Origin of the sequence: Saliphagus sp. LR7 (assembly GCF_003344565.1) — an archaeon.
Lineage (GTDB): Archaea > Halobacteriota > Halobacteria > Halobacteriales > Natrialbaceae > Saliphagus > Saliphagus infecundisoli.
Map to the genome: position 1 here is coordinate 234,005 of NZ_QPND01000004.1, position 22,850 is coordinate 256,854.

Consider the following 22,850-nt stretch of genomic DNA (forward strand, 5'->3'; position numbering starts at 1 on the left):
TCCCCGTTTTCGAGACCATGGACGAACTCACCGGCTTCCAGCGCGACCTGCTGTACGTCATCGCGGGCACGGACGAGCCGTCCGGTCGGGAGATCATGGCGGACATCGACGACTACGTCGAGGAGGTCACCCACGGCCGGCTCTATCCGAACCTCGATGCCTTGGTCGAGTGCGGCCTCGTCGAAAAGGGCGAACGCGACCGACGGACGAACTACTACGCGCTCACCGACCGGGGCGAACGCGCCTTGGAGGAACGCCGGGAATGGACCGAACGCTATGTCGAGGTCTGAGGCGGACTGACCCCCTGTTTCCCGGTGTGATCGCCTCGCCGTTGGCCGGTTCCGGAAACGGCGTACAGCGGTCCGTCCGAGTTGCTATCGGGCATCGTCCAGATCGACGAACGCCTCGAGGTCGGCGGTGAGCCAGGCCGTTCGCGTCGCCCTCTCCTTCGGCGAGAGCGTACGTCGATCGGGCCGGTGCTCGTAGCGGACGACGACGGCCTCGAGAGGGACCGTCGTCGTTCGGTCCCTCGCGCCGGGGCGACCGTCGGAGCCGTCCGTGGTCCCGTTCATGCGTGTTCTCCGGTTCGGGGAGGGTCACCCGGAGATAAAACCGCTGCTAGTTCCTCTATAGAGGGCTCCGGATCGTTCTCGTCGGACGGGGTTCGCACTCGAGCGCTCTTCGGTAGAAGCGGAGTTCGCCCCGGCCGGGGCGCTCAGCAGCCGCAGTCGTCGTCCGTCTCGTTGCCGTACTCGGAGTCGTTGTCGTCGCCGAAGCCATCCGTCTCGTTGTCGTCGTCAGTGTCGTTGAGACCGTCGTCGCTTTCGTTGTCGTCGCCGAAGCCGTTCGTCTCGTTGTCGTCGTCGCCGAACCCGTCGTCATCGTCGGTGTCGTTGAGATCGTCGTCAGTGTCGTCGAGGTCCGTCTCGTTGTCGTCGGTGTCGTTGAGGCCGTCGTCGGTTTCGTTCTCACCCATCTCCTCGTCGGTGTCGTTGGGATCGTCCTCTACGGACTCCTCTCCGTCGTCGGCTGCCATCTCGCCGGCCGGTTCCCCGTTCGGCCCATCGACCGCGAGCCTGACCGCGAACGGGGGCTCGGCGCCGAGGTAGCCCGTCGCGAACGCGGTGTAGGCCGTTCCCGTCTCGAGGGTGACCTCGACGCTCGCAACGGCATCGTCGGCTCCCGCGTCGTCGGCCCCGTCGGTCTCGTTGGTGTCGGTCTCGTTGCCGACCGTTTCGTTGCTGTCCGTCTCGTTCCACCCGGTCTCGTTGGCGTCGTCGGTCTCCGTCGTCATCCCCGCCGACTCCCCGTCGCCAGCGGCCGGGCGGACGTCCAGAGAGTACGTCGCCGCCGGGAGCGCGACGTAGTTCGTCATCTCGCCGAAGGCGACGTTCTCGAACAGCGCCAGGGGGCTGTCGCTGCCGACGACGTCGACCGCAGGGGCGTCCGGCGAGGCGTGGACCAGCCGGATCAGTGCCGAGCCGGCGTCAGTCAGGACCATCGCCCGGAACGTGCCGGCCCCGAGTTCGCCGACCGCAGCGATCGTATAGAACGCCCGGCTGACGGGGACCTCCTCGTCGAAGACGACGGTTTCGGGGTCACCAGCGGCCGTAATCTTCACCTGGTAGCTGCCGGGTGCGATCTCGAGGTACGGGGAGATGGTGTCGTAGGCGACGTCCGCGAGCACCTGCTCGTCGTCGACGTAGATGTCGACGTTCGGCGCGTCCGGCGAGAAGTGTGCGACCCGGACCGCCGCGGTCGGGGCCGACTCTTCGCCAGCGTCGTCCGTTCCGTTCGTGTCGTCGGTCTCGTTGGCGTCGTCGCGCTCGTCGTCCGCGTGGTCGCCGATCCCGAGGACGGGACCGGCCGCCGCCAGAGCGCCGATACCACCGATCGCCGCGAGCGTGGATCGTCGTGTCGTCGTCATGGTTGCGGGTGAAGCGGGGACGGGACGGGGGAAATACGGTGCAGTCGGTTTCGCCGATCGTCGCGGCGTTTCCCCGATGAAACGGGCGTAGGATCGGCCTGCACGCGCGAAACCGGAGCCTACACCGCGCTACTCGAGGCCGACGGTCCAGTTCGCGACCAACAGCAGGCAGACGACGCCCAGGAGCGCGGTCGGGAAGCCGAAGGCGACGGCCCAGCCGAAGGCGTCGGCCAGCGAGCCGACGACGACCGACCCCGAGGCGGCGACGATCATGTAGGCCGTCCGGATCAGCCCGAAGCCCGCCCCCTGCTCGTCGGCCGAGAGGAGGTCCATGAACCGGGGGAAGACGGCGGCGGCCCACCCCATCCCCACCGCGAGCGAGAGGAGGCCGGCGACGATGGTCCAGAGGCCGGGCGCGAGGACGAGCGCGCCCAGCCCGGCGATTCCGGCGACCATACAGCCCGCGGTCGTCGCGTCCCGTCCGACGCGGTCGGCCAGCATGCCCACACCGATCTGCAACACCCCCTGGGCGAGGAAGTAGACGGCGAACAGCGTCCCAGCGAACGTCGCCGAGTAGTCGTGGTAGGCGACGAAGAAGGTCGGGAGAAAGGAGGCGAGCGCCTGCCAGGTGAAGTCACAGATGACCGCGATGATCCCCGTGAAGACGATCGAGCGCCGGGTGAGCAGCTCCCGGATCGTCCCCGGCTCGAGCCGGGCGCGCATCGGCTCGTCGGGCCGGCGGGGCTCGGTCGGGCGCACCCGCCAGGCGAAGAGCGCGAAGACCGGGACGGCGACGAGCCCCGCGAGCCCGACGGCGACCCGCCAGCCGGCGGCGACGGCGACCCAGGCGACGACGACCGGGGTCACGACCCCCGCGAGCGGCGCCCCGCCGTTGTGGATCCCGATCGCGGTCCCGATCCCGTCGTATGTCCGGGTCAGCAAGGAGGTCGCGACGCTGTAGTGCAGTCCCGCGAGCCCGCCCAGCAGTATCGTCCCGACGACGAACGTGGGCAGGCCCGGCGAGAGCGCGATCACGACGGCCGCGATCCCCGTTCCGCCGATCGAGGCGAGGATGACGGGGCGCTCGCCGATCCGGTCGGCAAGCACGCCGCTGGGAAACTGCGCGAGCGCGTAGGCGACCCACATTCCGGACAGCGCCGCACCCAGGACCCCGTTCGAGACCGAGAAGTCGGCGGCAATCTCGGGAACGACCGGGCTGATCGCCAGCCGGCCGGCCATCGTCACGAACAGCGCGGCCGTACACAGCGCGAGAACGGTCTCCCGGTAGCGCCAGCGCACGCTCTCGCTCGACGCCCGACGGCCCTCGCCCTTCGGAAGCCGGCCGCTCTTTCCGGAATCGCTCAAATCGAGGGAGGGAATGCCACTCGACCCACTCCGGATCCCGAAGACATACCCCGTTCGAGGGCCGATTTCCGAGCGATGAGTCGACTATCGAAATCGCTCGAGCGACGCGCGAACGAGTTCCGATCGGGCTCGGAGCCCGATCCCGAAGTCGAACCGGAACCACGAGAGGACGCCGCCGAAGGGGCCGTCGAGACGGCGCCGCTGTTCCGCCTCGGCCGGCTCCTGTTCGGGGGCGTCCTCGCGTACAACGCCATCGACAACCTCCGCAATCTGGAGGGTCGGATCGCCTATGCCGAGGCGAAAGGCGCGCCCCGTCCCGATATCTCGGTCCCCGCGATCAGCGGCGGACTCCTCGCCGGTAGCGTCGGGATCGCCCTCTGGCGGCTCCCGTCCGCTGCTGCCGCCGGCGTCGTCGGCTTCCTTGCCGGCGTTACCCCCGTGATGCACGACTTCTGGAACGAGGAGGACGAAGAGGGCTACCAGCAGGAGCTGATCCAGTTCCTGAAGAACACGGCGTTGCTGGGCGCGGCGCTCGCGCTGCTCGGCCTCGGCCGGAAATCGGACTGACGCTCACGTTCGCGTTCGACCGGTTTTTCGTGGTTTCGTCCCGACAGCGACGCTTGCGGTCGATGGAATAGCTTGCTCAGTTGAGGCTGTAGGACAAGCACGGCACCCGCGAACGAACGGAGTGAGCGAGCGGGCCGACGACCGACCCAACGGGGAGGGAGGAGTGCTTTTGATCAACCTTTTGCGCTGCGCTCCCTCGCGGTGCTCGGTCGCTCGGCAAAAGGTTGGCACCTGAAGCGAGCCAATGTATTTCTTTAGTACGGTCGCTTTCTGATTGGATCTCGTGTTTAGTACGAAAACTCGGATAACGAGTTCGTTGAACTCATCGTTGTTCCCATAGGTGGATCGACTCGGATATCCCTATTTCGACAAGATACGATATTCAATATCCTCGCTTTCACTCAGTCCACTTCCGGTTTGGTTTCCAGCCGGATACTTCACCTGCCGATATGATGTGTGCGGTCATGTACAGAAGAGTAGCCAGGAGTCCGCCGGTTCCAATGCCATGAAGGAGAGAGTTCGGGACTGCCTCTATCCGGTATGTGATCGCGACTCCGATAGCAAACAGAATAATGGCAGTTGCTCGCCCAGCAGCGCCGATCTCTCTGAACCACTGTCCGATTCGGGTGCCTAACGCCGTCGTGGATGCCGGGCCGAGCGCGACGGCGAACGTAAGAAATCCGATACCTACCCCAGGGATCGACATCGTCGACGGGGAGAGAAGATCTAGGGTAGTTGTAATAGCGATGAGAAGGCCGATAATGACCTCCGTCCACGTCGGCGGCCTCTCCGGGATCCCGGACAGCCAGCCCGTCCAGTTCATGTTCTACTATTTGAATTATCTTTGGAAAAGTGTTTGGGGCCTCACGCTATCTGGCTTCTCACCGCCGCTCACAACGGGCGAGAAGCCGATTGATGGATCCGTACCTGTACGAGGGAGAACCCGACTGGTGCCACGGCGTGAGTGGACTCCGATCGACGAGCGCTCAGTGCCCCGTATCGTGGGGATTGAGCGCGGTCCCGTAGTTCTCGGCGTGGTCGGTGTAGTCGATGAACCGTGGCGCGTCGGGGTCGAACGGCCGCTGCAGGCTCTCGAAGGCCTTCTTCTTGTCCCAGCTCTGGAGGCCGCCGATCGCGCCGCGGTCCTCCAGGTCGTGGTAGTCCAGATTGGGTTCGGTGAGCTCCCAGGCGTCCATCCCCTGTTCGGTCCGGACGATCACGCTCGAGTACTCGTCCGAGGAGCCGACGGAGCCGACGGTGATGTCGGCGGCGTAGCCCGTGAAGTCCGCACACTCGTCACAGCCCTTGAGGGCGGCGTCGTGGAAGTTCTCGATGTCCTCCTCTACGATCATCTCGCCGTCGTGGCCGTAGACCATCATCTTCCCGTGGAGGACGTCCATCTTGCCGATCTCGTCGGGAGAGATGCCGCGTTGCTCCTCTAACATCTCGCCCATCAGGCTGTGGTAGTTGAAGTTCTTCGTACACATCAGCGCGATCGTATAATCGACGGCGCGAACGCCCTCGTTCTGCTTCTGGTAGTCCCACTCGAAGTCCTGGAGCGCGCGGATCCCCTCGATCTCACAGGGGGTGCCCACGAGCGCGAGGCTCATCTCGTCCCAGGATTTGTCGGGGAGCTTGTGCTCCCACTTCGAGAGGTCGAGGTTGCCAAGCGCCATCGTCTGGTTGTAGATGGTGCCGGCGTTCTCGATCAGATCCTCGTGGCTCGTCGCGAGGTAGCTCTCGGCCTTCCAGGCCTCCTCGTCGCTCTCGGTCGCGATCAGGGCGCCGTCGATCTCGCCCTTCTCGAGCAGCGTCGAGAGCACGCCGGTGACGACGCCGCCGTCCTGAGCCCCGTCGGTCCAGTCGTCCTCGACCTTCGCTGAGAACTCCGTGATCGGATCGCCCGCGCCCTTGACGTTGTCGTCGCCACCGGTGATCTTCCACTGACGCTCGTACCGGAGTCCGCCACGGGGGCAGAAGTCCCAGCAGAGCGAACAGCCGGTACACATTTTCACTAACTCGGGCAGGTCGTCGTCGCCGATCCCGATCGAGTCGGAGGGACAGGCCGCGACGCAGGTCCCACACTGGATACACCGGCCCTCGTCGATGACGGCCTCGTCGAGTTCCATGAACCAGGTCTTCTCGTCGGGCGTCTCGATGTCGTTCATCCGCGACCGGATCGAGTAGTCGGGGGTGTCGAGGGAGACGCCCTCGGGGACGCCGACGCGAGGCGTCGGGTCCGTCCCCTCGATGTCCTGGCTCGTCCCCTCGGCGGCGGGTTCGGTGAATTTGAGGTCGCCCAGCGAGCCGTTCTCGTCGACGTTGGCGACGCCGCCGCCGTCCGTGACGGCCTGCTTCTGCTCGGTTTGGGCTCCACAGGTGCAGGTCTGGGGCGAGCAGCTCTCGCTCTCGTCGTCGGCGTGATCGTGGCCACCGTGACCGCCCTGCTGGGCGTCGAACGCCTTCGACGGCGCGTCGGCGCCCTGGTGGTCGTGGCTGCGCGCACTCTGGGTCGGCGGTACGCTCACGTCCTCGTCGTCCTCTCCGACGTCAGGAACGCCGGGGAACGCTCGCTCTTCCGAGGACTCGCTGCGCTCGTCCTCGCGGCTCGCGGCTCCGCCGCTCGCTTCCTTCGAGGGCTCACTGCGTTCGCCCTCGCTATCAGTCCCCATGGGCAACACCTCGCGTAACGGGGGCGTCTGCCTGGCGCATCACGTCCCGGAGCCGGTCGTTGTCCACTCGCCGACACCACTCGTAGAAGCGTTCGCCCTCGGTCCGCTCGTCGGCATACGCCTCGAAGAGCTGTTCGATTGCCGGGATGACGGCACCGGCGGGGACGGCGGTCTCGACCCAGTCGAGGAACTCGTTGTCCGCGCCGAGCGCGCCGCCCAGCCCGAAGTCCATTCCCTCGACGATGTTGTCGCCCTCGGCATTGGGGCTGTGTTCGTCTTCCAGCTTGACCGTCTCCCCTCGGAAGCCGATGTCGGCGATCTGTGGCTGGGCACAGGAGGCCGAACAGCCCGACATGTGGGTCCGGACGACGTCGATCTCGTCGGGGACGTCGATGCGCTCGTCGAGTTCGCGGGCCCAGCGCTTGGTCCGCTTTTTGGTCTCGATGATCGCGTAGTTACAGAACTCGTTGCCCGTACAGCCGACGGCACCTCTCGAAAACGGGCCGGGGTCGGGCTGGTACTCCCGGGCGAACGGCTCCGCCAGGAGGTCCTCGACGTTCTCCTCGGGGATGTGCGTGATGAGGAAGTTCTGATCCGTCGCGAGCCGGACCGATGCCTCGTCGGTGCCGTACTTCTTTGCGGCGCGGGCGGCCTCGGCGAACTCGTCGCCGCCCATCCGGCCGGCGATCACGTTGAAGCCGACGTACTGCAGCCCCTCCTCTTTCTGGTCGTGGACGCCGACGTGGTCGCCCCGGTAGCCCGTTGTCAGCCCCTCGCCCGCGGTCGGGAGATCGACGGTACAGCGGTCGCGGACGGCCTCCTCGAACTTCTCGGGGCCGACCTGCTCGACGAGGTAGCGCATTCGACAGACGCCGCGGTTGTGCCGGTCGCCGAGTTCCTTGAACGTCTGGGCGACCGCACGACAGAACTCCACCGTGTCCTCGGGTGGGATGAAGACGTCGACGTTCGAGGCCATTCGTGGACCGTCGGACAGCCCGCCGCCGAGGCGGGCGTGGAAGCCGTAGTACTGCTGGCCGTCGATCTCCTTGCGAGCGGGGACCAGCCCGACGTCGTTGATCTGGGACTGGGCGCAGTCGTGGGTACAGCCCGTGATCGTCATCTTGAACTTGCGGGGGAGGTTGGCGTACTCCCGATTCTCGGTGAAGAACTCCGAGACGGCGTCGATGACGGGCTGGGCGTCGAAACACTCGTGGTCGTCGAGGCCGGCGGCGGGACAGCCGAGCACGTTTCTCGCCGAATCGCCACAGCCCTGGATCGTCGTCAGCCCGACCTCCTCGTATCGCTCCCACATCTCGGGGACGTCCTCGACCTCGATCCAGTGTTTCTGGATGTCCTGGCGGGTCGTGATGTCGAGGTAGGCGTCGCCCCAGAGTTCGTTCTGTTCGGCGCCGCCGTGTTCCTCGGGCGCGGTAGCGAGGTCGTCGGTGACCTTGCCGATGACCTCGGCCTGTTCGGGCGTGAGGTATCCACCGGGGACCTTCGTGCGGACCATGAAGAAGTCGTCCTGTTTCTGGGTGTACATCCCGGCCCACTTCAGGCGCTCCCACTCGCCGCCGCCGGCCTCCTCCTCGATCTCGGCGAACGAGAGGCCCTCGTCGGCGTACCCCTGGAGGTCCTCGATGACGTCGAGGGGATGTTTCTCCTGTTTGTGTTGCTCGACCGTGTTCACGCGAACCACCCCGTTCGCGTGGGCTCGAAAGCGCCCGCTCTTCCGGCGTTCATGGATTGTCTCCCCCCTCGGCGGGGATGGCCGTTTCGGAATCGATCGACTGGGCGGTCGGTAGATCCATCTTAGAGGTGTAGTACGCTCCACGACCTATACGGGCGCGCAAAGGGGCGAACACTGACGTGACTGGGATACACCGGCAATCGGTGCCGGTATCGTCGCCCCGTCCGGTCCCGGGCCCTTCGAGAGGCGACGGATCGGGCAGGATCCCCGCGAACGGGCTCCCTCGTCCGGAGACGACGGGGCAATACTTGCCCGTAGTCGGGCACGGCGGTCCGTGGGTCGCGGGCTCACCCCTTCGAAAGGTATAGGGGTCTCATCCGACCAGGACTAGGCAATGAGCGCCGACGGCTACGACCACGAGACGGTCGAGCGACGCTGGCAGGAGGCGTGGGCCGACGCCGACGTCTACCGGACGCCCGACGACGCGACGGACCCCGCCTACGTCCTCGGGATGTACCCCTACCCCTCCGGCGAACTCCACATGGGCCACGTCCGCAACTACACCATCACCGACGCCTACGCCCGCTACCTCCGGATGTCCGGCGAGGAGGTGCTCCACCCGATGGGGTGGGACGCCTTCGGATTACCCGCCGAAAACGCCGCGAAAGAACGCGACACGAACCCCCGGGAGTGGACCGAGGAGTGCATCGCTCGCATGAAAGGTCAGATGGAGTCGATGGGCTTTGGCTACGACTGGGAGCGGGAGATCACGACCTGCGAACCCGACTACTTCCGGTGGAACCAGTGGCTGTTCTCGCGCTTTCACGAGGAGGGGCTGGTCTCCCGGCGGGACGCCGAGGTCAACTGGTGTCCGAGCTGTGAAACCGTCCTCGCCGACGAGCAGGTCGAACTCGAGGACGGGGTCGAGATCTGCTGGCGGTGTGATACGCCCGTCACCCAGCGGGAACTCTCCCAGTGGTTCCTCGAGATCACCCGGTACGCCGACGAACTCCTGGACGCCATCGACGGCCTCGAGGGGTGGCCCGACCCGGTTCGGGGGATGCAGCGAAACTGGATCGGCCGCCAGTACGGCACCCGCCTGCCGTTCGAGATCGGCGAGGCGCCCGGCGCCTCGGACGAGGATGATACGGGGAGCACGGAGTACGGCACCGTCGAGGCGTTTACGACCCGCGCGGACACCGTCTTCGGCGCGACGTTCTTCGCGCTGGCGCCCGACCACCCGATCAGCGAGACGGTCGCCGAGGACGACCCCGAGGTTCGCCGGTTCGTCGAGGAGGAGGCCGACCCCGAAGGCGACGAACCCAACGGCGTCCGGACTGATCTGACGGCGACGAACCCCGTCACCGGCGAGGAGCTTCCGGTGTTCGTCGCCGACTTCGTCCTCTCGGACGTCGGGACGGGCGCCCTGATGGGCGTCCCGGGCCACGACGACCGCGACCACGCCTTCGCCGAGAAGATGGACGTTCCCATCGAGCCCGTGGTGGCTCCCGTACCCGACGACTGGAACCCCGATTCGGGAACCGTGCCCGACGCGCCCGACGTGAGCGAGTCCGCGTTCACCGACGACGGCGTGCTGGTGAACTCCGAGGAGTACATCGGCCTCGAGAGCGAGGCGGCCCGCGAACGGATCACCGCCGACACCGAGGGCGCCGAGGAGGCGACCCAGTACCGGCTCCGGGACTGGGGGATCTCCCGCCAGCGCTACTGGGGGACGCCGATTCCGGTCGTCCACTGCGAGTCGTGCGGTCCCGTGATGGTTCCCGACGAGGACCTGCCCGTCGAGTTGCCCGAGTTCGTCAACACCACCGGGAATCCCCTCGACGCGGCCGAGGAGTGGAAGGAAACGACCTGTCCCGACTGCAGGGCGGAGGCCGAACGGGAGACCGACACGATGGACACGTTCGTCGACTCTTCGTGGTATTTCCTCAGGTACGTCTCGCCCGACATAGAGAGCGCCCCCTTCGACGTCGAACGGGCCAACGACTGGATGCCCGTCGATCAGTACGTCGGCGGGATCGAACACGCTGTGATGCACCTGCTGTACTCGCGCTTTTTCACGAAGGTGCTCGCCGACCACGAGGGTCTCGAACATCGGGAGCCCTTCACGGACTATCTCGCCCAGGGGATGGTGCTGCTCGACGGGTCGAAGATGTCGAAGTCGAAGGGAAACGTCGTCTCTCCCCAGGAGATCGTTGCGGAGTACGGCGCCGACACCGCCCGGCTGTTCATGATGCAGGCCGCCCAGCCGGAGCGCGACTTCGACTGGAGCGAGGAGGGCGTCCGCTCGACGCACGCCTTCCTGAATCGGTTGCGCGGGATGGTCGAGTCGTTCGTGGAGGACGACCCCGACGGGGACGACGACGCGGTCGCGAGCTACGTCGAAAGCGAGATAGCGGCGACGGTCGCCATCGCCACCGAGGAGTACGAGGAACTGACGTTCAACCGGGCGACCCGGAAGGCCCAGGACCTGGTTCGAACGCTGCGCCAGTACGCCGACTACACCGAACCCCACGCGGAGACCTACGAGCGCGGGCTCGCCGCCGTCGTCCGGCTGCTCGCGCCCGTCGCCCCCCACCTGACCGAGGAGCTCCACGACGAACTCGGCGGGGAGGGATTCGTCGCCGAGGCCAACTGGCCCGACAGCGACGCCGACCGCGAGCACGCAGAGCGCCGGCGTCGCCTCGTCGAGAACACCCGCGGGGACGTCCGCGACATAATCGAGGTCGCCGGCATCGACGACCCCGAACGGATCGAACTCGCGGTCGCGCCCGACTGGACGTACCGTGCCCTCGAGGTCGCCCTCGAGTCGGAGTCGCCGAACCTGATCGGCGACCTGATGGGAGTCGAGGAGATCCGCGAACACGGCGACGCGGCCGCCGACTACGGCCAGGACCTCCAGGCGGGACGCGAGGCCTTAGAGCCGACGCTCGCGCGAGAGGAGGAACGCGCAGCCCTCGAGTCGGCGGCCTGGCTGATCGAACGCGAGTTCGACGCGCCCGTCCGTGTCGTCGACGCCGACCCCGACGCCGGTGACGCCGAACCCGGTCGGCCGGCGATCGAGATCGTCGAGTGAGTCGCGAACGAGGACCTGAATCCTTTTATCTGCCCGTCGTCTCCCCGCTGGTAATGGTTCGAACGACCCGCGGGAGGTGGGAGCGATGACGACCGACGTGACCGAGATCACGGTCATCGGGGACGACGACACGGGACTGATCGCCCGAGTGACGAGCCTCCTCTTCGAGCGCGGGATCAACATCGAGGACCTGGATCAGGCGGTCAGGGAGGGCGTCTTCCGGATGTACCTCGCGGTCGACACCTCCGACATGGTCTGTACGGAGGACACGCTCCGGGCCGACCTCCAGGAACTCGGCGACGACCTCGGACTCGACGTCCAGGTCCGCTTTCCGGCCGACCGCGAGAGCCAGCAGATCGCCGTCCTCGCGACCAAGGAGAGCCACTGTCTCGAGGCGCTGTTCGAGGCGTGGGCCAACGGCGACCTCGGGGCGGACATCGGCGTCGTCATCGCCAACCACGACGACCTCCGGCCCCTCGCCGAACACTACGACGTCCCCTTCCACGACATCGGGTCCGAGAGCGGCGCCCAGAACGAGGAGCGCCTCCTCTCGCTGCTCGCCGAGTACGACGCCGACCTGATCGTGCTGGCGCGCTACATGCGGATCCTCAGCCCGAACGTCGTCTTCCGGTACGAGGACCGCATCATCAACGTCCACCCCTCCTTGCTGCCGGCGTTCCCCGGCGCCGAGGCCTACCGCCAGGCCGTCGAAGAGGGGGTCCGGGTCGCAGGGGTCACCGCCCACTACGTCACCACGGATCTTGATCAGGGGCCGATCATCACCCAGCGGGCGTTCGACGTCCCTGACGACGCCGACCTGGGCGAGATGAAACGCCGCGGCCAGCCCCTCGAGGCCGATGCCCTGCTCGAGGCGGTCCGGCTCCACCTGAACGGCGACGTCTCGGTCCACCGCGGCCGGACGACGGTCCGGGAGGGTGAAGGAGAGTACCAGCTCGGCCTGCACGAAGAGCACCGCGAACTCGTTCCCGACCGGCCGGTCGACGGGCTCGCAAGCGCGGTCGGCTCGTCCGACGACGGCGATACCCCGAAGGACGCGGCCGGCGACTGACCCGGTGTCAGTCGGCGGGCTGGCGTCCGGCGGCGCCGGCCGCGCCGCTCTGCTGTATGACGTTGAACGCGGTCATGAGGTCGGTCCGGGAGATCAAGCCGACGAGGTCGGGATCCCGGGCCGCCTCGTCGTCGACGACGAGCAGCCGGCCGATCCCTTCCCCCTGGATGCGTTCGATCGCGGTCATCGCGCCCGCGTCGGCGGTGATCGTCTTCAGGTCGGTCGACATCACCTCCTCGACGGTGTAGGCGTCGCGTTCGACCTCCCGCACCTCGCGGGCGTCGTCGAGCGTGACGAGGCCGACCAGGCGGTCGTTCTCTATGACCGGGTAGCCGGTGTGGCGCTCGCGGAACATCCGCGAGACGAGTTCGGCGACGGTCGTCTCCGGGGTGACGGTGTGGAGGTCGGAGGCGGGGGTCATGATGTCGGCGACGGTGACGCCCTCGAAGGCGGCTTTCATCGTCACCTGCTGGGACTCGCTTGCGGCGCCGATGTAGACGAACAGCGCGACGCCGATCAGGATCACGTTCCAGGCCAGCAGGCCGAACAGCCCCATCAGGACGGCGAACGTCTTCCCGACGCTGGCGGCCTGCTGGGTCGCGCGTGCGTACGGCCGAGACCGGGCCAGCAGCGCCCGGAGGATCCGGCCGCCGTCCATCGGGAACGCGGGCACCATGTTGAAGATCGCGAGCGCAATGTTGAGGACGGCGAGGTAGCCGAGCACGAACCGGATGCCGTCTACGGCTCCCGAGGAGAGGGTCCCCTCGAGGACGCCGGGGGTCGCGAGGAAGGCGACGTAGGAGACGGCGCCGACGAGGACGCTGACGATCGGACCGGCGATGGCGATGGCGAACTCCTGGCGCCAGTCCTCGGGCATCTCCGACAGCGAGGCGATCCCGCCGAACAGCCAGAGCGTGATCGACTCGATCGGGAACCCGTAGCGTTGGGCGGTAAGCGAGTGACCGAGTTCGTGTGCGACGACGCCGACGAAGAGGCCGACGGCGGCGACGAGCCCCAACACCCAGGGCATCGTCCCGGCGGTCAGCGGTTCGACGGCGATCTCGGCGCCCCAGAGCTCGTTTAAGATCTCGGCGGTCGGCTCAATCTGGACGCCGATGAGGTAGGCAAACAGCGGAAGGACGAGCAGGAACGTCAGGTCGAGCTTGATCGGAATGCCAAACAGCGACCCGATCCGGAACCCCTTCATGCGGAGGGATACCGGGGGAACGCCCTTAAACGCGCCGCCGCCCCGGCCGTCGGCGGGCTTTTGATCCTCGAGGCCGTACGCGGCCCCATGAGCGAGGACCCGGCAGGCGAGCAGTCGGGCGGCGGCGAGGACGGCGAGTTCGCCGCCACCTCCGACGCCGGCCCGGAGGAGTCCGACGAGGACGAAGAGTGGGAGTTCTCGCTGGCGGACATAGAGGAGCGGGCGGCGGGAAACGACGACGACCGCGGGGACGGCGAGGGGGGGCCGCGCGCGCCCGAACCGAACTCCGCGTCGGTCGTCCGGGGGAGCCCGTCGGCCGAGAACGCCGCGTTCGTCCTCCTGGGCGCGCTCGTGATGGTCGGCGTCCTCGTCCGCCTCGTCGCTGCCGGGTTCGGGATCTGAGATCGAGGGGCGGTAAACCTTTAATCATGCCGAGACCTTAGTCGCCGTCATGGTCGAATTCCTCGTCGAGAACCTGCCCCTCGCCCTTCTCGGGGCGGGGCTCGTCCTTATGGTCCTCGAGGCGGTCTCCCCCGGCGCGCACCTGATCGTGGTCGGCGTCGCGCTGGTCGGGGCGGGCCTGATCGGCGTGCTCTTCCCCCCGATCGCGGGGCCGCTCGTGATGGCCGCGCTCACCCTGCTGTTCGGCGCGGCCGCGACCTGGATCTACCGCGAGTTCGACTTCTACGGCGGAAAAGGCACCGCCCAGACCAGCGACTCGGACTCGCTTTCGGGACGGACTGGCTACGTCACCGAGCGAGTCACGAACCGAAGCGGCGAGGTCAAACTCGAGGAGGGCGGTTTTAGCCCCCACTACAGCGCGCGGACGGCCGACGAGCCGATCCCCGAGGGCGAGGAGGTGATCGTCCTCGATCCGGGCGGAGGGAACGTCCTCACCGTCGCCCCCCTCGGCGGGCTCGGGGACGACGAGATCGACCGGGCGCTCGCCCGCGAGGCCGCGAGCCGGGAGAGCGAGCGGGGGACCGACCGTGCCACCGAAACCGAGAAGTCGGGCTGAGGCCGGACCTGTCACTCCCCCAAGGGAACGCTTTTTACGCTACAGCTACAAGTCGCTCGTATGGCATTCGAACCAATCGTCCTCCAGGCCGAGGTCGGGCTGGCGATCGGCGCGCTCGTACTGGTCGTCGTGCTCGCCGCCCTGCTGAGCGCGATCGAGATCGTCAACGCCTACGAGAAGCGAGCGCTGACCGTCTTCGGGGAGTACCGAAAGCTGCTCGAGCCCGGGATCAACGTGATCCCGCCGTTCGTCTCGAACACCTACAAGTTCGACATGCGGACACAGACGCTCGACGTTCCCCGTCAGGAAGCGATCACGCGGGACAACTCGCCGGTCACCGCCGACGCCGTCGTCTACATCAAGGTGATGGACGCCAAGAAGGCGTTCCTCGAGGTCGACGACTACAAACGCGCGGTCTCGAACCTCGCACAGACGACGCTGCGGGCGGTGCTGGGCGACATGGAACTCGACGACACCCTCTCGAAGCGCGAGGAGATCAACACCCGCATTCGCACGGAACTCGACGAGCCGACCGACGAGTGGGGCATTCGGGTCGAGAGCGTCGAAGTGAGGGAAGTGAACCCCTCCCAGGACGTCCAGCGCGCGATGGAGCAACAGACGTCCGCCGAGCGCAAACGGCGTGCGATGATCCTCGAGGCACAGGGCGAACGCCGCAGTGCCGTCGAGAAAGCGGAGGGTGACAAGCAGTCCGAAATCATCCGCGCCCAGGGTGAGAAACAGAGCCAGATCTTAGAGGCCCAGGGGGATGCGATCTCGACGGTCCTCCGTGCGCGCTCGGCCGAATCGATGGGCGAGCGCGCGATCATCGACCAGGGGATGGAGACGCTCTCGGAGATCGGCCAGTCCGAGTCGACGACGTTCGTCCTCCCCCAGGAGCTGTCCTCGATGGTCGGGCGCTACGGCAAACACCTCACGGGCAGCGACGTCAGCGAGGGCGACGGAAGTCTGGAGAGCCTCGAGTTCGACGAGGAGACCCGCGAGCTGATCGGGCTCGACGACATCGCCGAGATCATCGGCGAGATCGACGAGGAAGCCGAGATGGACCTAGAGGAGCTCGAACAACAGGCCCAGGCGATCAAGGAGGGGAAGGGAGCGGGGGACATCTCGAACTCCGACGACGTGATCGCGGACATGGGCCAGGAGTTCGAGGAGGCTCCCGAGCCCGAACCCGACGAGTAGCCACGATCCCCGCGGCGTTCGCGGGGCGGCCCGAGCGAAACGCGTTTTACGCCGGGGCACGTTCGGAAGGGTAAGACAGCATGGCGGGCCAGGGAACCGACGGCGTCGACGAACGCAAACGGGCGACGCTCCGCAGGTTCGCCGCCGTCGGGGCGGCCTCGCCGCTGGCGCGCCTCTCGGAGTCCGACGAGGGGTCCGAGACGGGCGGCAGCGAGGCCCGCGACGCGATCGCCGGCTACCTCTCGACGACCCCCGGCGCCCACTTCTCGAAGATCAGGGACGACCTCAAACTCGGCACCGGCGAGACCCAACACCACCTCCGCCGGCTCGAGGAGGAGGGCGTCGTCGAGCGGTTCCGGGACGGCGACTACAAGCGCTTCGTCGCCGCCGGTCGGTTCGACGCCTTCGAGAAGCAGGCGCTCGGCTACCTCCGGCGGGAAACGCCCCGGGGAATGCTGATCGAACTACTGGCCCGCCCGGAGGCGACCGCGAGCGAACTCGCGACCAGTCTGGGGGTGTCGGCGCCGACGGTCAGCAAGTACGCCGGCGAGCTAGAGGAGGCGGGGCTGCTCTCGCGGGCCGACGGCTACGCGGTCGAACGCCCCGAAACGATCCTCCTGCTCCTCGTGGCCCACGCCGACTCCTTCGGGGATCGTGCGCGGACGCTCGCGGCCGAGGCCGACGGACTGGTGCGTTACGACGGCTAGACGCTCACTTTCCAGGTGGTGCTCGAGGAGTAGCCCCACTTCTCGACGTCCACTCCATAGTTGCCCTCCTGGAGGGCGGTGATGTTCGAGCCGACCTCCTTGGGGGTCATGTCGAGTTCGTTGCCGATGAGCCTGGACTTGAAGTAGGTCTTGGTCGCCGCGTTCTCCCGGAGGTATCGGAGGATCCGTCGCTGTTTGCTCGTGAGGTCGGGTGCCAGCGTCGTGGCCATATCGGGTAGTCGGTCGAATCGGCCTTAGGGGGTTTGGTACGTCAGGTTAACCCGGTGCCCGATAGCGGTTTTCCCGTCAGTAACCTCCGTATTCCGACGTGGGGTGGCGCCCCAGGGGGGTGTTGGTACGGGCAGTTAACCGCCGCGTTCGCGAACCGACGTCGGCTCTCAACGTTCAGGATCTCCTGACAGTGCGGTTTCCGGCAGAACGTTCTTGGCCGTCGGTCACCCAGTGGAACCGATGAGCCGCCCGGCCTCCGTGAGCGTCGTCCTCCCCGCCCACGACGAGGCAGGGCGACTCCAAGAGACCGTCGGTGCCACTCTCGAGGCCCTCGCTTCCTTCCTGCCGGCGGGGAGCTTCGAGGTGATCGTCGCCGAGGACGGCTGTACGGACCGGACCCCCGAGATCGCCCGCGAACTCGCCGCCGGCGACGACCGGGTCCGTCACGTCCACAGCGGGGAGCGCCTGGGCCGCGGGCGGGCCCTGGAACGTGCGTTCCGGGCGGCCGACGGGGAGACGCTGGTCTACTTCGATTGCGATCTCGCGACCGACCTCTCGCATCTGGAGGAGCTCGTCGAGTCGGTCCGGTCGGGTGAGGTAGACGTCGCGACGGGCTCGCGCCGGCTCTCGGGGCGGCGGGCCGACCGGCCCGCGAAGCGGCGCCTGCCGAGTGCCGTCTACAACGGGCTGGTCCGGCTCGCGCTCGGGTCGGAGCTGCGGGACCACCAGTGTGGGTTCAAGGCGTTCGACCGCGCGGTCCTGGAGGACGTGCTTCCGGCGGTCGAGGACGGCCACTGGTTCTGGGACACCGAGGTGCTGGTGGCCGCCCAGGGCGCGGGCTACCGCGTCCGGGAGTTTCCCGTCGAGTGGACCCCCAGGGGAGACACCGACGTCGACCTCCTCCGGGACGGCTTCGGGATGGGGGGGCAACTGGCCCGGACCTGGTGGCAGCGGGCGGTCGAACCTCGCATCGGCCGACGGAGCCGCCTGCTCGCGGGCTCGCTGTTGGTCGTCCTCGCGGTCGCCGTCCTGGCGGCTTCCTTCGACCTCGCGGTCATCGAGACGATGGCCGGCGCCGACCCGGCCGTTCTCGGAGCCGCGACGGTCCTCTATGCCTGCTCGTGGCCGGTCCGGGGGGTTCGCTACCGCGATATCCTCGCGCGCCTCGGACACCGCGAGGGGGTCGGATTCCTCATGGCCGCGATCTTCGTGAGCCAGACCGGGAACCTCGTCGCTCCGGCGCGGGCGGGTGACGCGGTCCGGGCGTACGTCCTGAAGGCCAGGCGGGCGGTTCCGTATCCGACGGGCTTCGCCTCGCTGGCGGTCGAGCGGGTGTTCGACCTCCTGACCGTCCTGGCACTCGCCGCCGTCGTCCTCGCGGGCTTTTTCCTGACGGGCGCGACGGAGGGGCTCCGGGCGGCAGTCGACGGCGCCGGCGTGGGCGACGGCCTCGCCCGCAGCGGCCGGGTCGCGGTCGCCGTCGCGGCCGTCGTCGCCGCGGCCACCCTCGCCGCACTGGTCGGGATCGTCGCCACGGCCCGCTCGGAGCGGTCGATCCTTCGCGAGGGAGTCGCCCGGCTGGGTGACGACGCCTACGCGGCCCGGATCGGTGACCTCCTGGCGGGCTTCGCCGGCGACGTCCAGACGGTGGCGACCGACCGGCGGGCGTTCGCCGTCGTCGGCGCCTCGAGCCTCGTCATCTGGATCGTCGATGCCGTCGTCGCCGCGGCCGTCCTCCAGGCGCTCGGGGCCGGACTCCCGCTCCCGGCCGTGCTCTCGGTCTGCGTGCTGGCCGTCAGCGTCGGCAACCTCGCCAAGGTGTTGCCGCTGACGCCGGGTGGGATCGGGCTCTACGAGGGCGCCTTCACCGTACTGGTCGTCGCGCTCGCGCCGGTCTCGCCCGCGCTCGCGCTCGCGGCCGCGGTCGTCGATCACGCCATCAAGAACCTGGTGACCGTCGTCGGCGGGCTGGGCGCGACGGTCGCTCTCGACGTCTCGCTTTCGGCCGCCGTCGAGGAGAGCGGGGACGTCGCGCCCGGGGACGGCTACGGCTCGGACTGACCCCCGTCGGAAAACGGCGCGAACGCACAGGACACCGCGGCGGCGAGGGCCGCCTCCCGAGTCAGGAGGCCCCCGGTGAGAACGCCGACGGCGCCCTCGCTCTCGGCGACGCCCTCCCGGCCCAATCGGTCGTCCATCACGGGCCCGAGTTCCTCGCCGGCCTCGAGACGGTCGGCGACGGGATCGGGGAGCCGGAGGCTCGGGCCGCTCGCCCGGCTCGTCCGCTCGCCGTCGACTATCGCCGCCCACATGATCAGGTGGAGGCCGGGTGTCCCCTCGAGGCGGGCCACGCCGCCCTCGAGCCCGGCACCGTAGTCGGCGTCGATCCCCTCGGCCCGTGCGGCGGCGAGCGCCCGTTCGGCGCGGGTTTCGGCGCCCGCGACGGTCGCCGCGACCGAGCGGGGCTGTTCGCTCACTCCCGACTCGACGTCGTGGGTCGAGGTCAAGGGCTCGAGCCTCGAGAGACCGGTGTGGACGGCCGCCTCCTTGACGGGGTTGGTGCTGCCGACGGCGACGCGGGGCGCGTCCATGGTGTCGTATATCAATGGAACGCTACTGGTTGGAATTATCGGTTGCTACCGCTGTCTCGCCCCTCCGAGGTGAAGTGATCCGAAAGGGCTATATGTGGCCTCTCTGAACCGGGTAGACACTGAACCCGTCCGGACTTCTGTGGCGTTCGGCCGGCCCCTTCGTCATGACTAACGCATCATCGACCACCCGAGTACGGCGTACCGAACGAGAGGAGGAGACGGAGACCGAAACCGAGGACAACGACCTCCGGTGTCCGGAGTGTTCCGGCCAGCTCGTCACCGACGACGAACACGGCGAGACCGTCTGTGCCGACTGCGGGCTCGTCGTCGACGAGAACTCCGTCGATCGCGGCCCCGAGTGGCGCGCGTTCGACGCCAGCGAGAAAAACGAGAAATCTCGAGTCGGCGCCCCGACGACGAACACGATGCACGACAAGGGGCTGTCGACGAACATCGACTGGCGCAACAAGGACGCCTACGGCAACTCTCTGGGGAGCCGCCAGCGCGAGAAGATGCAGCGCCTCCGGAAGTGGAACGAACGCTTCCGAACCCGCGACAGCAAGGAGCGAAACCTGAAACAGGCGCTGGGTGAGATCGACCGGATGGCGAGCGCCGTCGGCCTCCCGACGAACGTCCGCGAGACCGCGAGCGTCGTCTACCGGCGCGCGCTGGACGAGGACCTCCTCCCCGGGCGCTCGATCGAGGGCGTCTCCACCGCCTGCGTCTACGCCGCCGCCCGCCAGGCCGGCGTTCCCCGGAGCTTGGACGAGATCGCCGACGTCTCGCGGGTCGAGAAAAACGAGATCGCCCGCACCTACCGCTACGTCGTCCGGGAACTCGGCCTCGAGGTCCAGCCCGCAGACCCCGAGAGCTACGTCCCCCGCTTCGCGTCGGGACTCGACCTCTCGGACGAGGCCGAGCACCGCGCGCGCTCCCTGCTCCAGAACGCGAAAGAACAGGGCGTCCACTCCGGAAAGTCGCCCGTCGGGCTGGCGGCCGCCGCGGTGTACGCCGCGGCCCTCCTCACGAACGAGAAGACGACCCAGGCCGCCGTCAGCGAGGTCGCCGACATCTCCGAGGTGACGATCCGGAACCGGTATCACGAACTGCTGGAGGCCGAGGAGTCGATCGGCGTCGCCTGAGCGGACACGACCTTTTTGCCCGACGGCTGCGTGGCCGACGCATGGACCCCACGTTCGACGAGTTCGTTCTCGCGGCCGCGACCGCCGATCTGAGCGAGGAGCCCGCCGCGCGCGCCGACGCCGACTGCCTCGAGTTCCGGATGGACCTCGCCGAGGACTCCCTCGACGCGCTCTCGGCCTACGACGGCGACCTCCCCCTCATCGCGACCAACCGCGCGGCGTGGGAGGGCGGCGAGGCCGACGACGAGAACCGTCTGGAGGACCTCGCGGAGGCGGCTCGAACCGAGGCCGTCGAGGCGATCGACGTCGAACTCGCCTCCGTTCTCGAGGGAGAAGCCGACGGCGTTCTCGAGGCCGCCAGCGCGAACGACGTTCGAGCGATCGTCTCCGCCCACGACTTTGAGGGGACGCCCTCGCGCCCGGAGCTCGTCCGAACGCTGACCGAGGCGGGCAAACACGGCGACGTCGCGAAGCTGGCGGTCACGGCGGAGTCACGAGCCGACACACTCACACTGCTGTCGGCGACCGAGCAGCTGAGTCGCCAGGGCGACCGGGTCGCGACGATGGCGATGGGCGAGGTCGGCAGACACACCCGGGCGGTGGCGCCCGTCTACGGCTCGCGGATCGGCTACGCGCCCGTCGATCCGGCCCGGGCGACCGCGCCGGGCCAGTACGACCTGGCGACGCTGCGGGAACTCGTCGGCGCTCTGGGAGAGAGAAAACGGGAGAATTAACCCGGATCGGTGAGGAACGAGATCATGGTCACGATCTGGATCCGCGCGATCGTCGCCGCCGGGCTCTCCCTTCTGTTCCCCGGCGCCGGCCACGTCCTGCTTCGGGACTGGATCCGCGCCCTGCTTTTCGCCGGCCTGTTTACGACCGCGGTCGCGCTCTTGCTCCCCGTCGATCCGCTAGCCGCGGCCGGCTCGATCTCGGAGGTCGAGGCGATCCTGCTGGCCGAGCCCCGGACGACGCAGTTCGTCCTCGGGTTCATGCTCGTCTTCGCGGCCGCGGACGCCGGCTTCCGCGCGCTGGGGTTCCCGCCGGGCTCGCGGTCGGCCACCACCGACGGGCCGGCCTGTCCGAGCTGTGGGCGCGAACTCGACACCGACCTCGAGTTCTGTCACTGGTGTACGACCCGCATCGAGTGGGAGGAGCCAGAACCCGCCAACACCGACTAACTATTTCTCGATGATGCTCTCCTCGACCTCCTCGCCGAAATGGCGGGCGGTCTCCTCGTGGTAGAAGCGGAGTTCGTCGCCAGCGGCGAGGTCAGTGACGGCTTTCCGGCCCTCGCGGGTGGCGACCTTGATCGTCTCGGCGTTCTGGAGGAGGGTCTCGATCCGGTCACCGTCGTCGGCCTCGATGGCGACCCGGAACATCGGCCGCTGCTCGATCTTGACCCGGCCGACGACCGCCTCGCGGGTGTTGCCCTCCGTGTCTACGACACAGACCTCGTCGCCGCTTCCCAGTTCCGAGAGGTACTTCGTGCCGCCGTCGGGCGTGCGGACGTAGGCGTGGACCGCGCCCGCGTTGACCCGGAACGGCCGGGAGGCGACGTAGGGCGACTGAGCGGTCTCGGCGTGGACGAAGACCAGGCCCCGCGACATCGAGCCGACGAGCATTCCCTCGTCGTCCTCGAGCAGGGAGCCGGTGTCGACACAGACCCGGTCGGCGCTGCCGATCTGCTCGATCTCGATGACCTCCCCCCACGTGAGGTCGAGGGATTCGCGGCCGGCGTCATCGCGGACCTCGACGGTCCGGCGGATCTCGTCGGGGTCCGAGCTGTCGAGGAGGACGCTGTCGGCGCCGATCTCCAGGGTCTCGAAGGCCGTGCGGGCCTCCTCGGCACTCGTGACGCCCGCGATCAGGTCGGTCTCCTCGCCGATCCGGGCGATCAGGTTCTCGAGGGGGATGATCGTCCAGTCCTCGCCGACGACGATGGTGTGGTCGGCCGCGTCGGCGGCGGCCTCGGCGAAGGACTCGTACTCCGACCCCAGAATACGGACGTAGGCGCCGGTCGTGAGCCCGTCGTCCCGGCGGAGCGTCGAGAGATCGGCCGATCCCGAGAAGTCCGCGGGGAGATCGATCGTCCCGTCGCCCTCCCCGTTCTTGCCGACGACGTAGGCGTCGGGGTGGACGGGGTCGTCGCTCTCTGCGTCGTCGATCAGCGAGACGTCGCCGTCGGTCCGAAAGGCGGCGATGGATATCTCGCCGAGTTCGCGGACCCGTTCGACGTCTTCGCTCTCGACCAGCACCCAGTCGGCGCCGGCCTCGAGGGCGGCCGTGATCCGTGCGCGACGCTCCTCCCAGTCGCCGACGGTGTCGTCGGCCTTGATCCAGACGTCTCCGGTCATGGTCGAGGGTCCG

21 protein-coding genes and 1 pseudogene are annotated in these 22,850 nt (G+C 68.0%); 12 read left to right on the forward strand and 10 right to left on the reverse strand.

The window, feature by feature from the left end:
- Window positions 1-17 precede the first annotated feature (17 nt).
- Window positions 18-290, forward strand: a complete 273-nt coding sequence (locus DVH23_RS08275; protein WP_114576963.1) for a PadR family transcriptional regulator — start codon at window positions 18-20, stop codon at window positions 288-290.
- Between the two features lie 84 nt (window positions 291-374).
- On the opposite strand, the gene DVH23_RS08280 is transcribed toward DVH23_RS08275, so the two are convergent.
- The 3 genes and pseudogenes from DVH23_RS08280 to DVH23_RS08290 form a co-directional block, all read right to left on the reverse strand.
- A complete protein-coding gene (locus tag DVH23_RS08280) occupies window positions 375-572 on the reverse strand; it encodes a hypothetical protein (RefSeq protein WP_114576964.1) in 198 nt (65 codons plus the stop codon).
- 734 nt (window positions 573-1,306) lie between these two features.
- A pseudogene (locus DVH23_RS08285) lies at window positions 1,307-1,927 on the reverse strand (DUF4397 domain-containing protein); the annotation flags it as partial.
- A 129-nt stretch (window positions 1,928-2,056) separates the two neighbouring features.
- Window positions 2,057-3,226 (reverse strand): MFS transporter, encoded by a 1,170-nt coding sequence (locus DVH23_RS08290; RefSeq protein WP_114577065.1) that lies wholly within the window; start codon window positions 3,224-3,226, stop codon window positions 2,057-2,059.
- Window positions 3,227-3,367: 141 nt separating this feature from the next.
- Here DVH23_RS08290 and DVH23_RS08295 point away from each other — a divergent pair, with 141 nt between their 5' ends.
- Window positions 3,368-3,859, forward strand: a complete 492-nt coding sequence (locus tag DVH23_RS08295) for a DoxX family protein (protein WP_114576965.1) — start codon at window positions 3,368-3,370, stop codon at window positions 3,857-3,859.
- Window positions 3,860-4,256: 397 nt separating this feature from the next.
- On the opposite strand, the gene DVH23_RS08300 is transcribed toward DVH23_RS08295, so the two are convergent.
- The 3 genes from DVH23_RS08300 to DVH23_RS08310 form a co-directional block, all read right to left on the reverse strand.
- Window positions 4,257-4,682, reverse strand: coding sequence for a hypothetical protein (locus DVH23_RS08300; RefSeq protein WP_114576966.1), 426 nt, complete (start codon window positions 4,680-4,682; stop codon window positions 4,257-4,259).
- A gap of 163 nt (window positions 4,683-4,845) precedes the next feature.
- A complete protein-coding gene (locus DVH23_RS08305; RefSeq protein WP_114576967.1) occupies window positions 4,846-6,531 on the reverse strand; it encodes a Coenzyme F420 hydrogenase/dehydrogenase, beta subunit C-terminal domain in 1,686 nt (561 codons plus the stop codon).
- The gene (locus tag DVH23_RS08310; protein ID WP_114576968.1) at window positions 6,521-8,221 is read right to left on the reverse strand and encodes a nitrite/sulfite reductase; all 1,701 of its coding nucleotides are present in this window, start codon (window positions 8,219-8,221) and stop codon (window positions 6,521-6,523) included. The genes DVH23_RS08305 and DVH23_RS08310 overlap by 11 nt, the downstream gene beginning before the upstream one ends.
- 394 nt (window positions 8,222-8,615) lie before the next feature.
- Between DVH23_RS08310 and leuS the strand changes: the two genes are divergently transcribed.
- Both leuS and DVH23_RS08320 read left to right on the forward strand, forming a co-directional pair.
- Window positions 8,616-11,315: a leucine--tRNA ligase gene (leuS, locus tag DVH23_RS08315; RefSeq protein WP_114576969.1), complete on the forward strand. Its 2,700-nt coding sequence runs from the start codon at window positions 8,616-8,618 to the stop codon at window positions 11,313-11,315.
- An 85-nt stretch (window positions 11,316-11,400) separates the two neighbouring features.
- Window positions 11,401-12,384, forward strand: coding sequence for a formyltetrahydrofolate deformylase (locus tag DVH23_RS08320; protein WP_114576970.1), 984 nt, complete (start codon window positions 11,401-11,403; stop codon window positions 12,382-12,384).
- A 7-nt stretch (window positions 12,385-12,391) separates the two neighbouring features.
- Here the strand turns inward: DVH23_RS08320 and DVH23_RS08325 are convergent, their stop codons facing one another.
- Complete coding sequence (locus tag DVH23_RS08325; protein WP_114576971.1) at window positions 12,392-13,591, reverse strand: site-2 protease family protein; 1,200 nt, start codon at window positions 13,589-13,591, stop codon at window positions 12,392-12,394.
- 87 nt (window positions 13,592-13,678) lie between these two features.
- On the opposite strand from DVH23_RS08325, the gene DVH23_RS08330 reads away from it, so the two are divergent.
- The 4 genes from DVH23_RS08330 (at window position 13,679) to DVH23_RS08345 (ending at window position 16,516) form a co-directional block, all read left to right on the forward strand.
- Entirely contained in the window at window positions 13,679-13,993 is a 315-nt protein-coding gene (locus DVH23_RS08330; protein WP_114576972.1) for a hypothetical protein, read from the forward strand.
- A 49-nt stretch (window positions 13,994-14,042) separates the two neighbouring features.
- Window positions 14,043-14,609 (forward strand): NfeD family protein, encoded by a 567-nt coding sequence (locus tag DVH23_RS08335; protein WP_114576973.1) that lies wholly within the window; start codon window positions 14,043-14,045, stop codon window positions 14,607-14,609.
- A 60-nt stretch (window positions 14,610-14,669) separates the two neighbouring features.
- Window positions 14,670-15,809 carry an SPFH domain-containing protein gene (locus DVH23_RS08340; protein ID WP_114576974.1) on the forward strand — a complete coding sequence of 380 codons (1,140 nt, stop codon included), beginning with the start codon at window positions 14,670-14,672 and terminating at the stop codon, window positions 15,807-15,809.
- A gap of 80 nt (window positions 15,810-15,889) precedes the next feature.
- Window positions 15,890-16,516 (forward strand): winged helix-turn-helix transcriptional regulator, encoded by a 627-nt coding sequence (locus tag DVH23_RS08345; RefSeq protein WP_114576975.1) that lies wholly within the window; start codon window positions 15,890-15,892, stop codon window positions 16,514-16,516.
- Here the strand turns inward: DVH23_RS08345 and DVH23_RS08350 are convergent.
- Complete coding sequence (locus tag DVH23_RS08350) at window positions 16,513-16,746, reverse strand: hypothetical protein (RefSeq protein ID WP_198667877.1); 234 nt, start codon at window positions 16,744-16,746, stop codon at window positions 16,513-16,515. The genes DVH23_RS08345 and DVH23_RS08350 overlap by 4 nt on opposite strands.
- A 241-nt stretch (window positions 16,747-16,987) precedes the next feature.
- On the opposite strand from DVH23_RS08350, the gene DVH23_RS08355 reads away from it, so the two are divergent.
- The gene (locus DVH23_RS08355; protein WP_114576976.1) at window positions 16,988-18,808 is read left to right on the forward strand and encodes a flippase-like domain-containing protein; all 1,821 of its coding nucleotides are present in this window, start codon (window positions 16,988-16,990) and stop codon (window positions 18,806-18,808) included.
- Here the strand turns inward: DVH23_RS08355 and DVH23_RS08360 are convergent.
- Entirely contained in the window at window positions 18,793-19,338 is a 546-nt protein-coding gene (locus tag DVH23_RS08360) for a DUF84 family protein (protein ID WP_114576977.1), read from the reverse strand. The two genes, DVH23_RS08355 and DVH23_RS08360, sit on opposite strands and share 16 nt — an antisense overlap.
- A gap of 164 nt (window positions 19,339-19,502) precedes the next feature.
- On the opposite strand from DVH23_RS08360, the gene DVH23_RS08365 reads away from it, so the two are divergent.
- Genes DVH23_RS08365 through DVH23_RS08375 form a run of 3 tightly spaced genes read left to right on the forward strand, consistent with a single transcriptional unit; the run spans window position 19,503 to window position 21,661 of the window.
- Window positions 19,503-20,480, forward strand: coding sequence for a transcription initiation factor IIB family protein (locus DVH23_RS08365; protein WP_114576978.1), 978 nt, complete (start codon window positions 19,503-19,505; stop codon window positions 20,478-20,480).
- Window positions 20,481-20,521: 41 nt separating this feature from the next.
- Complete coding sequence (locus DVH23_RS08370; protein WP_114576979.1) at window positions 20,522-21,214, forward strand: type I 3-dehydroquinate dehydratase; 693 nt, start codon at window positions 20,522-20,524, stop codon at window positions 21,212-21,214.
- 24 nt (window positions 21,215-21,238) lie between these two features.
- A complete protein-coding gene (locus DVH23_RS08375; RefSeq protein ID WP_114576980.1) occupies window positions 21,239-21,661 on the forward strand; it encodes a zinc ribbon domain-containing protein in 423 nt (140 codons plus the stop codon).
- Here the strand turns inward: DVH23_RS08375 and DVH23_RS08380 are convergent, their stop codons facing one another.
- A complete protein-coding gene (locus DVH23_RS08380; protein ID WP_114576981.1) occupies window positions 21,662-22,837 on the reverse strand; it encodes a 3-dehydroquinate synthase II in 1,176 nt (391 codons plus the stop codon).
- Window positions 22,838-22,850 lie beyond the last annotated feature (13 nt).